At 68.5% G+C, this 13,693-nt stretch carries 17 protein-coding genes; 14 read left to right on the plus strand and 3 right to left on the minus strand.

The annotated features are described in order from the left end of the window. Window positions 1-285: 285 nt before the first annotated feature. From urtA to ACFXKA_RS39790, 7 genes are all read left to right on the plus strand, one after another. Complete coding sequence (urtA, locus tag ACFXKA_RS39760; RefSeq protein WP_379389263.1) at window positions 286-1,521, plus strand: urea ABC transporter substrate-binding protein; 1,236 nt, start codon at window positions 286-288, stop codon at window positions 1,519-1,521. Window positions 1,522-1,632: 111 nt separating this feature from the next. Beyond that, window positions 1,633-2,517 (plus strand): urea ABC transporter permease subunit UrtB, encoded by an 885-nt coding sequence (gene urtB, locus ACFXKA_RS39765; RefSeq protein ID WP_354847108.1) that lies wholly within the window; start codon window positions 1,633-1,635, stop codon window positions 2,515-2,517. Continuing rightward, on the plus strand, window positions 2,514-3,704 hold the full coding sequence (gene urtC / locus ACFXKA_RS39770; protein ID WP_379431391.1) for an urea ABC transporter permease subunit UrtC: 1,191 nt from the start codon (window positions 2,514-2,516) through the stop codon (window positions 3,702-3,704). Before urtB ends, urtC begins: the two co-directional genes overlap by 4 nt. Beyond that, entirely contained in the window at window positions 3,701-4,573 is an 873-nt protein-coding gene (urtD, locus tag ACFXKA_RS39775) for an urea ABC transporter ATP-binding protein UrtD (RefSeq protein WP_379431392.1), read from the plus strand. Before urtC ends, urtD begins: the two co-directional genes overlap by 4 nt. After that, the gene (gene urtE, locus ACFXKA_RS39780; protein WP_354847117.1) at window positions 4,557-5,249 is read left to right on the plus strand and encodes an urea ABC transporter ATP-binding subunit UrtE; all 693 of its coding nucleotides are present in this window, start codon (window positions 4,557-4,559) and stop codon (window positions 5,247-5,249) included. The genes urtD and urtE overlap by 17 nt, the downstream gene beginning before the upstream one ends. Before the next feature lie 11 nt (window positions 5,250-5,260). Continuing rightward, window positions 5,261-6,028, plus strand: coding sequence for a GntR family transcriptional regulator (locus ACFXKA_RS39785; RefSeq protein ID WP_379431393.1), 768 nt, complete (start codon window positions 5,261-5,263; stop codon window positions 6,026-6,028). Between the two features lie 65 nt (window positions 6,029-6,093). Next, the gene (locus ACFXKA_RS39790) at window positions 6,094-6,633 is read left to right on the plus strand and encodes a carboxymuconolactone decarboxylase family protein (RefSeq protein ID WP_354847122.1); all 540 of its coding nucleotides are present in this window, start codon (window positions 6,094-6,096) and stop codon (window positions 6,631-6,633) included. 20 nt (window positions 6,634-6,653) lie between these two features. Here the strand turns inward: ACFXKA_RS39790 and ACFXKA_RS39795 are convergent, their stop codons facing one another. Both ACFXKA_RS39795 and ACFXKA_RS39800 read right to left on the minus strand, forming a co-directional pair. Then, window positions 6,654-7,325: a GNAT family N-acetyltransferase gene (locus tag ACFXKA_RS39795; RefSeq protein WP_379431394.1), complete on the minus strand. Its 672-nt coding sequence runs from the start codon at window positions 7,323-7,325 to the stop codon at window positions 6,654-6,656. A gap of 102 nt (window positions 7,326-7,427) precedes the next feature. Next, the gene (locus ACFXKA_RS39800) at window positions 7,428-8,207 is read right to left on the minus strand and encodes a TetR/AcrR family transcriptional regulator (RefSeq protein ID WP_379431395.1); all 780 of its coding nucleotides are present in this window, start codon (window positions 8,205-8,207) and stop codon (window positions 7,428-7,430) included. A 123-nt stretch (window positions 8,208-8,330) separates the two neighbouring features. Here ACFXKA_RS39800 and ACFXKA_RS39805 point away from each other — a divergent pair, with 123 nt between their 5' ends. From ACFXKA_RS39805 to ACFXKA_RS39825, 5 genes are all read left to right on the plus strand, one after another. Further along, entirely contained in the window at window positions 8,331-8,708 is a 378-nt protein-coding gene (locus ACFXKA_RS39805; RefSeq protein ID WP_379431396.1) for a VOC family protein, read from the plus strand. A 110-nt stretch (window positions 8,709-8,818) separates the two neighbouring features. Beyond that, window positions 8,819-9,406 (plus strand): dihydrofolate reductase family protein, encoded by a 588-nt coding sequence (locus tag ACFXKA_RS39810; RefSeq protein WP_379431397.1) that lies wholly within the window; start codon window positions 8,819-8,821, stop codon window positions 9,404-9,406. A gap of 3 nt (window positions 9,407-9,409) precedes the next feature. Then, the gene (locus tag ACFXKA_RS39815) at window positions 9,410-9,766 is read left to right on the plus strand and encodes a YciI family protein (RefSeq protein WP_354847135.1); all 357 of its coding nucleotides are present in this window, start codon (window positions 9,410-9,412) and stop codon (window positions 9,764-9,766) included. 29 nt (window positions 9,767-9,795) lie between these two features. Then, a complete protein-coding gene (locus ACFXKA_RS39820) occupies window positions 9,796-11,016 on the plus strand; it encodes an RNA polymerase sigma factor (RefSeq protein WP_354847138.1) in 1,221 nt (406 codons plus the stop codon). Between the two features lie 134 nt (window positions 11,017-11,150). Next, window positions 11,151-11,642, plus strand: a complete 492-nt coding sequence (locus ACFXKA_RS39825; protein ID WP_379431398.1) for a transglycosylase SLT domain-containing protein — start codon at window positions 11,151-11,153, stop codon at window positions 11,640-11,642. Between the two features lie 64 nt (window positions 11,643-11,706). Here the strand turns inward: ACFXKA_RS39825 and ACFXKA_RS39830 are convergent, their stop codons facing one another. Further along, window positions 11,707-12,558, minus strand: coding sequence for an SDR family oxidoreductase (locus ACFXKA_RS39830; RefSeq protein ID WP_379431399.1), 852 nt, complete (start codon window positions 12,556-12,558; stop codon window positions 11,707-11,709). Window positions 12,559-12,667: 109 nt separating this feature from the next. Here ACFXKA_RS39830 and ACFXKA_RS39835 point away from each other — a divergent pair, with 109 nt between their 5' ends. Next, entirely contained in the window at window positions 12,668-13,066 is a 399-nt protein-coding gene (locus ACFXKA_RS39835) for a winged helix-turn-helix transcriptional regulator (protein ID WP_379431400.1), read from the plus strand. 18 nt (window positions 13,067-13,084) lie between these two features. Next, window positions 13,085-13,564: a nucleoside deaminase gene (locus ACFXKA_RS39840; protein ID WP_379431401.1), complete on the plus strand. Its 480-nt coding sequence runs from the start codon at window positions 13,085-13,087 to the stop codon at window positions 13,562-13,564. The last annotated feature ends 129 nt before the right edge of the window (window positions 13,565-13,693 follow it).

Raw genomic sequence — 13,693 nt, forward strand, 5'->3', positions numbered from 1 at the left:
CCCGGCTCGGGCCGTTTCATATCCCTTGACCTGCAATAATGTTTCCTTCACACCGAATGAACCACGATGCGGTGAGCAGAAATTCACGCCACGGCAATGTAGGAAATCGGACATTCATCGAGAGTCATTCCGGCGCAACACTTCCCGTTTACCTTTCGATCCACGGATACAGCCGCTGTATACGCGGCGGTATTCGCAAGCGGCGCACGTGGCGCCGCCGAACACCGTGAAGTGAAGGATCCGCCCATGCACGACTCTCCCCGCCGGGACAGGGCCGCCCGCCTGATGAAGGCGATCACCATTCCGACCGCGCTGGCGCTGTCCGCCGTCCTGGTCGCCGGCTGTGGTTCGCGCGACAGCGACACCGCGTCGGGCTCCAATGCCAAGTCCTGCGTGGACACGTCGAAGGACACCATCAAGATCGGTTCACTGCACTCGCTGACCGGCACCATGGCCATCAGCGAGGTCACCGTCGCCAATGCCACCAAGCTGGCGGTGGACCAGATCAATGCCGCGGGCGGCGTCCTGGGCAAGAAGCTGGACGTGGTGCTCGAGGACGGCGCCTCGGATCCCAAGACCTTCGCGGAGAAGGCCGAGAAGCTGATCAGCTCCGACTGTGTGGCCGCGGTGTTCGGCGGCTGGACCTCGGCGTCGCGCAAGGCCATGAAGCCCAAGTTCGAATCGCTGAATTCGCTGCTCTACTACCCGGTTCAGTACGAGGGCCTGGAGGATTCCAAGAACATCTTCTACACCGGCGCCACCACCAACCAGCAGATCATTCCGGCGCTGGACTATCTGAAGCAGAAGGGCATCACCTCCCTCTACCTGGTGGGCTCCGACTACGTCTTCCCGCAGACCGCCAATCGCGAGATCAAGGCGTACGCCAAGGCCAATGGCATCGAGATCAAGGGCGAGGACTACGCCCCGCTAGGCTCCACGGACTTCTCCACCATCGTCAACAAGGTCCGCAATGCCAAGGCGGGCGCGGTGTTCAACACCCTCAACGGAGACTCCAACGTGGCCTTCTTCCGCGAGTACGCGAACGCGGGCCTGAAAGCCGCTGACATGCCGGTGGTCTCGGTGTCCATTGCCGAGGAGGAGGTCGGCGGCGTCGGCGTGCAGAACGTCGCGGGCCAGCTGACCGCCTGGAACTACTACCAGACCGTCGACACCCCGCAGAACAAGGCGTTCGTCGCCGCGTACAAGGCGGCCTACGGCGCGAACAAGCCCACCTCCGACCCGATGGAGGCCGCCTACACCTCGGTCTACCTGTGGAAGGCGACGGTGGAGAAGGCGAAGTCGTTCGCGGTGGCCGACATTCAGAAGGCCGCCGACGGCGTCAGCTACGACGCGCCCGAGGGCACCGTCACCATCGACGGCTCCAACCACCACATCACCAAGACCGCGCGCATCGGCGAGATCCACCCCGACGGGCTCATCTACACCGTCTGGGATTCCGGCAAGCCGATCCAGCCGGACCCGTACCTGAAGAACTACGACTGGGCCAAGGGCCTGAAGTAATTCGGCGGCCGCCGATGAGGGGCGGCTGGTGCGGTGTCCGCGCGACTCTCACCGCGGCATCGCACCAGCCGTACGGCGTTCTCCACCAATAGAGCTCGAGAGGTACTGATCATGGATGTGGCTGTCGGACAGCTCTTCACGGGGCTGAGTCTGGGCTCGATCCTGCTGCTCGCCGCGCTGGGCCTGTCGCTGACCTTCGGTCAGATGGGCGTCATCAATATGGCGCACGGTGAATTCATCATGGCCGGGTGTTACACGACCTACGTTGTGGAACAACTGATCTCGGCGACGGGCGTGGCGCTGATCGTGTCGCTGTTCGTCGGCTTCCTGGTCGGCGGCCTGCTGGGCGCGGCGCTGGAGATGGGGCTCATCCGCTGGATGTACGACCGCCCCCTGGACACCCTGCTGGTCACCTTCGGTGTCGGCTTGATCCTGCAGCAGGCGGTGCGGGACATCTTCGGCGCGCCCGCCAAGAACGTGGTCGCGCCGGACTGGCTGACCGGCGGCCTCACCATCGCGGGCACCGTGGTGCCCAAGACCCGCATCTTCATCATGGTGCTGGCCGTGGTGGCGGTGATCGCGCTGGCCACCGCGCTCAAGACGACGCCGCTCGGCCGCCGCATCCGGGCCGTGGTGCAGAACCGCAGCCTGGCCGAAACCTCCGGCGTCTCTTCACGTCTCACCGATGTGAGCACCTTCTTCATCGGTTCCGGGCTGGCGGCGGTGGCCGGTGTGGCCCTGACCCTGATCGGTTCCACCAGCCCCACCATCGGGCAGTCGTATCTGGTGGACGCCTTCCTGGTGGTCGTCATCGGCGGCCTCGGGCAGATCAAGGGCACCGTGATCGCGGCCTTCGCCATGGGCCTGCTGAATTCGTTCGTCGAATACTCGACCACCGCGACGGTCGCCAAGGTGATCGTCTTCATCGTGGTCGTGATCTTCCTGCAGGTACGCCCGCAGGGTCTGTTCACCGTCCGGACGAGGAGTCTGGCATGACCACCATCCAGCGACTGAGTGCCAACTCTTCTCTGAAAGCTTTGGGCGGCTTCGTCATCGCCGCCATAGTCCTGTTCGGTATCGCACCGGCGATGCTCACCGACTTCCGGTTGAGCCTGCTCGCCAAGTTCCTGTGCTTCGCCATCGTCGCGGTCGGCATCGGCCTGGCGTGGGGTCGCGGCGGCATGCTCACCCTGGGCCAGGGCGTGTTCTTCGGCATCGGCGCGTACATCATGGCCATGCACATGCAGATGGCCGACGCCGCCAAGGCGCACGAGGATGTGCCGGAGTTCATGACTATCGCGGGCGTGGACCAATTGCCCTCGTACTGGCGGCCTTTCGAGTCCGCACCGGTGGCGCTGCTGGCGATCGCGGTGCTGCCCGCCGCCATCGCCGCGGTGCTCGGCTTCGGGGTGTTCAAGCGCCGGGTCAAGGGCGCGTACTTCGCCATCCTGAGCCAGGCGCTGGCCGCGGCGCTGGCGATCCTGCTCACCGGGCAGCAGACCATGGGCGGCTTCACCGGATTGAGCGACTTCCGCTCGTTCTTCGGCTTCCGCCTGGATGATCCGGTGAACCGGCGCATGCTCTTCTTCATCGCGGCGGGCACGCTGCTGATCGTGGTGGCCGTCGCACGCCAGCTCATGCGCAGCCGGTACGGGGAACTGCTTGTCGCCGTGCGTGATCAGGAGGAACGGGCCCGGTTCCTCGGTTACGACCCGGCCAATATCAAGATTGTCGCCTACGTGGTGGCCGCGTTCTTCGCGGGCATCGCGGGCGCCCTGTTCACCCCCATCGTCGGCATCATCTCCCCCGCCGACATCGGTGTGGTCCCGTCCATCGCGTTCCTGATCGGCGTCGCCATCGGCGGCCGCACCACCCTGCTCGGGCCGGTGCTGGGCGCGATCGGCGTGGCCTGGGCGCAGACCACGTTCTCCGAGCACTTCCCGTCGGCGTGGACCTACTTCCAGGGTGCGCTGTTCATCGTGGTGGTCGGCTTCATTCCGGCCGGACTGGCCGGATTCGGGCCCATGGCCAAGCAGCTGCTGGAGCGGCTGCGGCCCGCGACGGCCCCCGACGCCGCACCGGAACCGGCCGCCGCGCCCGAGATCGAGGCGGCGGTCGAGTCCGGGGCCGAGGCCGAGCCGGAGGCCGAGTCCGAGGCCGAGCAGAAGGTGGAAGCACGATGACCGCACCCGAACCGAAAATCGGCGGCAATGCCGGAATGGACAGCGAATACCTCGAAATCCGTGGCCTGTCCGTGAGTTTCGACGGCTTCAAGGCCGTCTCCGACGTGGATCTGACCGTCCTGCAGGGCGATCTGCGCTTCCTCATCGGGCCCAACGGCGCGGGCAAGACCACCCTCATCGACGCCATCACCGGCCTGGTGCCCGCGACCGGTTCGGCGCAGAAGACCGGCGCCGAGCTGATCGGCCGCAAGGTGCATCAGATCGCCCGGCTCGGGGTGGGCCGCACCTTCCAGACGGCGAGCGTGTTCGAACAGCTCACGGTGCTGCAGAACCTCGATATCGCCGCGGGCGCGGGACGTTCCGCGCTCACCCTGCTGCGCCGGCGCAAGTCGGTGCTGCCCGCCATCGAGGCGGCGCTCGAGACCACCGGACTCGCCGCGCTGCGCGACAAACCTGCCGGGGTGCTCGCGCACGGTCAGAAACAGTGGCTCGAAATCGGCATGCTGCTGGTGCAGAACGCCTCGGTGCTGCTGCTGGACGAACCGGTGGCGGGCATGAGCGCCGAGGAACGCGAGGAGACCGGAAACCTGCTGCGCCGCATCGGCGGTGAGCGGGTGGTCATCGTCGTCGAGCACGATATGGATTTCATGCGCGCGTTCGCCAGCTCGGTGACGGTGCTCGCGGGCGGCCGCGTCCTCAGCGAGGGCACCGTGGAGCAGGTGCAGGCCGATCCGAAGGTGCAGGAGGTCTACCTCGGCACCGCCGCGGCCGGTGCGCTGCCGCCCGCGGAGACCAGCGCTGGTGAATCCATGGGCGCGGAGCAGGATTCGGACGAGGCGAAGGAGGCCGCGGATGCTGGAACTCGTTGACCTACACACCGGCTACGGCCGGACAGAGGTGATTCACGGTGTGTCCCTGACGGTTCCGGACAATGGCGTGGCGGCCATCATGGGCCACAACGGGGCCGGTAAGACCTCGCTGCTGCGTGCGGCGGTCGGGCTGCTGCCCGCCAAGTCGGGGCGGATCCGCTTCGGCGGCGAGGACATCACCAGGATGTCGCCGTCGCGGCGGGTCAAGCGCGGCCTCGCCTATGTTCCACAGGGGCAGCAGAGTTTTCCACAGCTGTCCACAATGGAGAACCTCCAGGTGGTGGCCGACGGCCGCAAACGCGGCAAGGCACTCGTCGACGAAGCGCTGGACCTGTTCCCGGCACTGCGGGAACTGTTGTCCCGCAAGGCCGGACTGCTCTCCGGCGGCCAGCGCCAGCAGCTGGCCATCGCCCGGGCCCTCATCACCGAACCGGCGCTGCTGATCCTCGACGAGCCGACCGAGGGCATCCAGCCCTCGGTGGTCGCCGAGATCGAACGCACCATCATCGAACTCACCGGCCGGGGCGGACTCAGCGTGCTGCTGGTCGAACAGCACATCGGCTTCGCGCTGCAGGCCGCGCAGCAGTTCTACGTCCTGCGCTCGGGCCGCGTCACCTCCTCCGGGGCGGGCGGGGCGAGCGCGGAATCCGCGGTACGCCAGGCCATGGCGATCTGATCGGACACTCCGTGAACGCGCGCAGGGGGCGTATTCCGTTGTCCGAGCGGGTCTATCGATCCCTGCAGCGCGATCTCGCGGCCGGGATGCTGGTACCCACCGAGCGGCTCGGCGAGGAACGCCTCGCCGAGACCTACGGCGTCTCCCGCACCCCGGTCCGCGAGGCGCTGGCCCGGCTCCTCGCCGACGGTCTGCTGGAACGCCACACCGACGGCCTCTACCCGTACCGCCCCCGGGTCGACGAACTCGGGGACCTGTACGAACTCCGAATAGTCCTGGAAGCCAGAGGCATCCAACGCTTGCAGGCCACCGCGGCGGCACTCCCGGAACCGCTGGCCGCCGCCGTGCAGCCGGAACCCCCGGCCCTGGCGGCTCGGCCTGCGGTCACGCCGCACGACCCGGGCGCGGTCGAGCGAGAGCTCGAGCTCTGGCGGCGCGTGCGCGAGGACGCGCCGGAGCCCGGGGCCGAGCTCATCGCCGCCGACGAGCGGTTCCACACCACACTCCTGCTGGCCGCCGGCAATTCCGCACTGGCCGAGGCGCTCTCGACGGTGCACGCGCGGGTGCGGCCGGTGCGGGCCCTGGACATGCCCACCCCCGGGCGGATCGCCGCCATGGCCGAGGACCATATCGCCATCGCCGAACACCTGCTCGCCGGGGATCTGGACACCGCTCTGCGCACCCTCCTCGCCCACCTCACCAGCTCCCGAGCCCACGTCCTCACCCGCGCCCGCCGCGCACTGGAACTCACCAAACTCGCTCAGGCGGTCCGCGAGTAGCCCGATCCGCGCCGCGCCGGGCCGCCGGTCTGGCGAGTGGCTCAGACAGGGTGTTGACTGGGGGGATGGTGTCGACGAAGCCACGCATCGCTCCCGGTCGCCTGCGGGAGCTCGGTCCGGTGAACTGGGTTGTCTGGCAGGCGCTTTCCCGTGCCGCGGGCACGGAGGACGCGCATCTGTTCAGCACGCTGGGCCGGACCGGCGGCCTGTTCCGGGGATGGCTGCACTTCTCCGGCCGCCTCATGCCGGGCGGCAAGCTGCGCCGGTACGAATCCGAACTGGTCATCCTGCGCGTCGCGCATCTGCGCCGATGCGAGTACGAGACCGACCATCACATCCGGCTGGGCCGCCGTGCGGGCGTCACCGCCGAAATCCTGGACCGTCTCCGCGAAGGCCCGGCCGCCGCCGGATGGTCCGCCAAGGAGCGCGCGCTGCTCACCGCCGTGGACCAGCTGGTTACCACCCGCGACCTCGACGACGCCACCTGGCAATCCCTCGCCGACCATTACGACGAACGCCGCCTCATCGAAATCGTCCTGCTCACCAACCAGTACGAGGGCCTGGCCAGCACCATCACCGCCCTCCGCATCCAAACCGACCACTAGCCGCACGATCCGGCCGTGCGTCAGCGGCGCAGGCGGTAGACCGGCTGGGTGGCGGCTTCGGGAACGGGCTCGGCAGGCGGGACGCGATGCGCGTAGGCGGGTTCGGCGGGGCGGGCGGGCTGGATGCGGGCGTGCAGGTGCATGTCGTGCCAGCCGTCGTCGTGCAGGCCCGCACTGCGATTGATGCCCTCGAGCACGAAGCCGGATTTGTGTGCCACCCGGCAGGATTGGGCGTTATGCACGGAATGCCGTAATTCCAGACGGTGGAATCCGGCCACCTCGAAGGCCCAGCCGACCAGCGCCTCCACCGCGCGCGGGGCGATGCCGCGGCCGCGCGCCGCCGGGACCACCCAGTACGCCAGCTCGGCCTCGCCGTGCCCGAGTTCCATGTGATGCATCGAGGCCCGGCCCATCAGCCGGCCGCTGCGGCCATCGGCGACAGCCCAATTGGCCGCGGTGCCACCGCTCCACGAGCGCGCCCAGGAGTCCACCCATTCCCCGGCCTCCTCCACGGTGTCCGCGGTGCGCGCGTGCCAGCGCCGGATGGCCGGATCCTGGAAGGCCGCGTACACCTCGGGTCCGTCCCGGCGCAGCCACGGCCGCAGCACCAGCCCGTCTCCCATCGGGAGCACCGGCTGCGCTGCCCGACTGAAGGTTTCGGCGGCGACGATTGCCGGGGTTGATCGCGGCATGGGGGGAATTCTGCCCGCGATCGCCCGGTCCGCGCGGCGAAATTGAGACCATCGTCCCGATCGGTCTCTCTTGCGCGGATTGTCCGAACCGACGGGCCGCGCTCAGGGCCTGCGGTTTTCGATGAGCGCGGCCAATCCGTCCAGGACCCGGGCCAGCCCGAACTCGTAGGCGTGGTCCGCACCGTAGGCGCTGTCATGGGCCTGCCCCGCGACCGCGCCGATCCGAGCTGCCAGGGGATAGCGGCCGGCGTCGAAGACCCGCGCCAGCAGCGGGGCCGCCCGCTCCCACCACTCGCGATCGGAGTGCCCGCTCTCGGTCGCGGCCCGGGCGCTGTCGATGGCCAGCTGCGCGGTCGAGGTCACGAAGCCCAGCACATAGGTGAGCGCGGCGTCCATCTCCAGGTCGCCGAGGCCGAGCCCGTCGAAGGCGCGCAGCTCGTGGTCGTATTTCGCGGCCACGCCGGGACCCAGCGGCGGCCGCGTGGTCGGCAGATGGGCCACCCACGGATGCTCGGCCAGCAGAGCGCGATTCTCGGCGGCGATCGTGGAAACCCGTTCCCGCCAGGGCATTCCGGTAAGATCGTGACGCGGCATGCGCTGGTAGACGGTGTCGAGCATGAGGTCGAGCAGCTCGGCCTTGCCCGGCACGTAGGTGTAGGTGGCCATGGGCGTGATGCCCAGCTTGGCCGCCACCGACCGCATGGTGAGCGCGCCCAGCCCCGCGCCGTCGGCGATCTCCAGCGCGGCCGCGATGACGGCGTCGAGGGTGGTGCGCTGTTTGGGCCCGCGCGCCGAACCACCGGATCCGGGCTCGCGCCACAGCAGTTCCAGCGTGCGCACCGGGTCGCCCGCACTGCTGCGCTCCCCGCTTCGTCCGGCCATTCGCGTCACCTCCGTCGCCGATCGTATCGATGTGACGGTCGCCACTTTGCATGCCGTCGGAAATGTCTGTACAAAGTACAGCGTACTTAGTACAGAGTTTGTCGGCGCCACCCAGGAGGCTCCATGACCATCACCGCATCCGCGATCTCCCTGAACGTGCCCGACCCGATCGCGTCGGCGACGTTCCTCATCGACCACTTCGGTTTCACCGAGAAGATGTCGGCCGACGGCTTCGTCGACGTGACCCGGCCCGACGCCGGATTCGACATCATCTATCTGCGCACCGGCCTCGGCAGCTTCAAGCCGGAGCGCATCGCGGGCAGCGCGGGCCAGGGGCTGCTGGTGGTGTTCGTCGTCGACGACATCGACGCCGAATACGCCCGCGTCCAACGCGAAGGCGTGCCGATCGTGACCCCCATCGAGACCGAGCCGTGGGGCGAGCGCTACTTCCAGGCCCTCGACCCCAATGGGATCGTCATCCAACTGGTCCAGTGGGTCTGACCGGAAAACGCTGAAAGATTCCTCCGTCGAACGTGTCGATTCCGGCCGGGCCCGTTCGAGGAGTAGTCAGGGGTCGAACAGCGGCCCGGCACTTCGACGAGAGGAATCCGATGCGAAAAGTGGTGGCTTTCGAGCACATGACCCTCGACGGCTTCGCGGCCTCACACACCGAGCTGGGACTGGAATGGACATTCGGCGCCTACAGCCCGGACCTCGCCGCCTTCCACGACGAGCACATCCGGGCTGATATCGGTACCACGATCTACGGCCGCAAGACCTTCGAGGGCATGCGCGATCACTGGTCGAGCGTTCCGGACAACCCGGAGGCCACGGCACACGATCTCGAACACGCCGAATGGGTCACGAATATCGACAAGATCGTCTTCTCGACCACGCTCGAATCGGCCGGCTGGCGGAACACCCGGATCATCGACGGCGACGGGGCGGCGCGCATCGCGGAGCTGAAGACGGAGAACGGCGGCGCGCTGGTCATCTACGGCAGCCCGACCCTGGTGCACTGGTTCGCCGACGCCGGGCTCATCGACGAGTACCGCATCGTCATCCATCCGGTGACAATCGGCTCCGGCACCCCTATGTTCCGGGACAAGACCGAACTGAATCTGAACCTGCTGGAATCGAAGTCGTTCGACGGTGGTGCCCTTTATGTCCGCTATGCAGTCGCCCAGCGAGAGGATTGAGCAATGCGATACCTGGCACTGATTCGCCTGGATCCCGCCCAGATGCCCGAGGAAGGGCCCGGCGACGACCTGATCGCCAAGGTCAACGAGATCATCGAGGAGATGACCAAGGCGGGCGTGCTGCTCGACACCGCGGGCCTGCGCCCGATCGAGGAGGGCACCCGGATCCGGCAGACCGGCGGCGTGCAGACCGTCATGGACGGGCCGTACACCGAAGCCAAGGAGATCATCGGCGGATACCTGGTGCTGCAGACCCGTTCGCAGGAGGAGGCGGCCGAGTGGGCGTCCCGGTTCCTGCGGGTGCACGGGCCGGACTGGGACATCGAGATCGAGGTGCGACAGCTGGACGGCCAGAACTGAATCCGCGGCAGGAGCGGGCGCGCCGGGCCGTGGAGGCGGCCTGGCGCATCGAATGGCCGCGGCTGGTGGCGGGCCTGACCCGCCTGGTCGGCGATATCGCGACCGCCGAGGAGCTCGCGCAGGACGCCCATGTGGCGGCGCTGGAACAGTGGCCGCGCGACGGGGTCCCGCCGAATCCGGGCGGCTGGCTCATGCTGACGGCGAAACACCGCGCGGTGGACCGCATTCGGCGCGATGTGAACTTCGCGCGGAAGCTGGAGCTGCTCGGCCATGAGACGCTCACGGCCGAGCAGCCGCCCGGCGAACCGGAACCGGCCATCGCGGACGACCTGCTGCGCATGATCTTCACCGCCTGCCATCCGGTGCTCTCGCCCCCGGCGCGGGCGGCGCTCACCCTGCGCATGGTGGGCGGCCTGACCACGGCCGAGATCGCGCGGGCCCATCTGGTCCCGGAATCGACCGTGGCACAACGCATCGTGCGCGCCAAGCGCACCATCGCGGCCAAGCGGATTCCCTACGAGGTGCCCGCGGGCGCCGAGCTGGCCGCACGCCTGGACTCGGTGCTCGAGGTCATCTACCTGATCTTCAACGAGGGCTATACCGCCACCTCCGGCGAGCGCTGGGTCCGGGCCGAATTGTGCGAGGACGCACTGCGCCTGGCGCGCATCCTGACCGGGCTGCTGCCCGAGGAGCCGGAGGCGTACGGGCTGGCGGCCCTGCTCGAACTGCAGGCTTCTCGCACCACCGCCCGCAGTGACGCGGACAATGCGCTGGTGCTGCTGCCGGATCAGGACCGGTCCCGGTGGAATCGGCTCTCGATCGAACGCGGCCTGACCGCGCTGGGCCGCGCGCACACGCTGAATCGGACGCGGGACCTTCCGCCCGGGCGCTACGCGCTCCAGGCCGCCATCGCCTCCGTGCACGCCGTGGCCCCGACCGCCGCCGAGACCGACTGGCGGCGCATCGCTGGACTGTACGCCGTACTGGCGCAACGGTTTCCGTCACCGATCGTGGAGTTGAACCGGGCGGTCGCGGTGGCCATGGTGCACGGACCCGGCGCGGGCCTGGAGTTGATCGACGCTATCGCCGCGGCCGGGGCGCTCGACGACTATCACCTGCTGCACGCCGTCCGCGGGGATCTGCTGGCGCGGCTGGGCCGGGATGCGGAGGCGCGGGCCGCTTTTCGGCGCGCGGCCGATCTGACCGGCAATGAGATCGAGCGGGAGTTGCTGCTCGGCCGGGCGCGCTGACCGGCAATCCACTCCGATCAGGCATTTCACCGCGTGTCGCTCACCCCTCCCGGGAAACGGCAGGGCGTACGGTCGGTTCCTAGCTGAAGCCAGATGGGTCTGTTTTTTCGTGAACGACACGGAAGGACCAGGCGTTGCCCATTCTCGACAAGCGTCCGCTCCGAGCCACCGTCCTCGGACTGCTCGTGGCGGCCCTCGCCCCGCTCACCGTCGCCATCGGCACCGCCGACGCGCGCACCGAAATCGCCGACCCCATCGCTCAATCCGCGCTCCCGGTCGCCCTGCCGGTGGACCCGGCGTCCCTGCTGCAGCTGGCCGGCGCGGCCCAGCGGTTCTCCAAACCGGCCTTGCAGACACTGTCACGTTTCATCGTGCCCGGGGACCAGTGGGGGTCGTTCAATCAGATCATCACGCACGAGAGCGACTGGCAGGTCTTCGCGATCAACCCGACCTCCGGCGCCTACGGCCTGGCCCAGGCCCTCCCCGCGCACAAGATGTTCAGCGAGGGCCCGGACTGGATGTTCAACCCGCTCACCCAGCTGCGCTGGGCCTACCGCTACATGGTCGAGCGCTACGGCAGCCCGAATGCCGCATGGGCCTTCTGGCAGGCCCACAACTGGTACTGAGCCTGCCGGTCCCCGAACTCGATCACCCCGGTGCGTATCTCGATCGGCCCGGTACGTATCTCGATCAGCTCAGCGCGGCCCGGAAGACCTCGGCGACCGGGGTCGACGGGCGGCCCAGCAGCCGCTGCAGATCGCCGGAGTCGACGGCCAGGATGCCGTCGGCGATACCGGCGTCGGCATCGGCCAGGGCGGCGGCATAGCCGGCGTCCAGACCCGCACCCTGCAGCGCCGCGGCGTAGTCGGCCTGCGGCAGGTCCTGGTAGCGGACCGGCTTGCCGGCCACCTCCGAAATAACCTGCGCCAGTTCGGCATACGAGAGCGTCTCGTCGCCGCCGAGCTCGTAGACCTTGCCCTCGTGACCGTCGGTGGTGAGGACGCGGGCGGCGGCCTCGGCGTAATCGGCACGGGCCGCGCCGGATACCTTGCCCTCGCCCGCCGCGCCGTAGAGCACGCCGGTCTCGATGGCGTGCGCCAGGCCGCCGGTGTAGTTCTCCCAGTACCAGCCGTTGCGCAGCAGCACGGTCGGGATGCTCGCTCCGGCCAGCGCGGCCTCGGTGCCGATGTGCTCCTGGGCCAGGATCAGCGGATTGCGGCCGGCCTCCGGAATACTGGTGTAGGCCAGCAGTTTCACGCCCGCCCGCTCGGCCGCGCGCAGCACGTTGGTGTGCTGGGCGACGCGCTTGGTGAACTCGTTGCCGGAGACCAGCAGCACGCGGTCGACGCCCTGGAAGGCGCGCTCGAGCGCTTCCGGATCGTCATAGCTCGCCACCCGCACCTCGACACCCCGCGCGGCCAGATCGGCCACCTTCGCGGGATCGCGGACCACCGCCACCACCGGCTGCGATCCGTCCTTCAACAGCGCCTCGACGACCAGGCGACCCAGCTGTCCGCTTGCTCCGGTGACTGCGACGGTCATGACTACCTCCAGGTTTCAGGGAATGAACTGCACTGCTGACATGTACTAACTAATAGTAAGCACACGCTATTCCTGAACCGCTACCCGAAACACAGGTAACCTCGATCTCATGAATGCTCGGCCTCCCGACCGGTCCTACCCGGACGACCCCACCCTGGAAGCCGACGTCTTCGCCCGCAACTGCTCCTCGCGTCCGGTCCTGCAAGACGTCGCCAGTCGCTGGGGCGTGCTCGCCCTGGCCGCGCTGCGCGAGGGCCCCTACCGGTTCTCGGCGCTACGCCGCCGCGTGGACGGCATCTCCGAGCGCATGCTCTCCCAGACCCTGCAGATCCTGGAACGCGACGGCATGGTCAATCGCGAAGTCCAGCAGTCCATCCCGCCGGTCGTCGAGTACACCCTCACCGACCTCGGCGCGCAGGTGGCCGACCAGCTCGTCGGCCTCATCGAGATCCTCGAATCGAATATCGCGAAGATCGAAGCGGCCCAGACCGCCTACCACCGCACGTAAACCGAAGAACGGAGCCGCATGTCCGCCGACACCGATCTGCAGTACCTCGAACGCTGCGTGGAGCTGGCCGCCGAAGCCCTGGACGAGGGCGACGAGCCGTTCGGGTCACTGCTGGTCGGTGCGGACGGCACCGTGCTCGCCGAGGACCGCAACCGCGTGTCCGGCGGCGACGCCACCCGCCACCCCGAATTCGAACTGGCCCGCTGGGCCGCCGAGCACCTCACCCCCGAGGACCGGGCCACGGCCACGGTCTACACCTCCGGCGAGCACTGCGCCATGTGCTCGGCCGCGCACGCCTGGGTCGGCCTGGGCCGCATCGTCTACGCCGCCTCCACCGCCCAGCTCATGGAGTGGCTCAACGAGTTCGGCGTCCCCTCGGGCCCCATCCGCCCCCTCGCCATCCAGGAGGTGGCCCCGGGCATCCCGGTCTCCGGCCCCTTCCCGGAACTCACCGACCGCGTCTACACCCTCCACCGCCGCCTGCACTTGGCGGACTGAGCGTCGGATGCCCGAAAGCGGCCCGGGGGCAGGGAATTTTGCGGGGACCCGGCCGCGGTTAAGGGGGTCGGGGGCCAAAGCCCAGAGTGCGGCGAGAGTTGTTAGGACACGGCCAAGTTGTGGGGGTCT

It is taken from the genome of Nocardia sp. NPDC059228 (assembly GCF_042754245.1).
In the GTDB taxonomy this organism is placed as follows: Bacteria; Actinomycetota; Actinomycetes; order Mycobacteriales; family Mycobacteriaceae; genus Nocardia.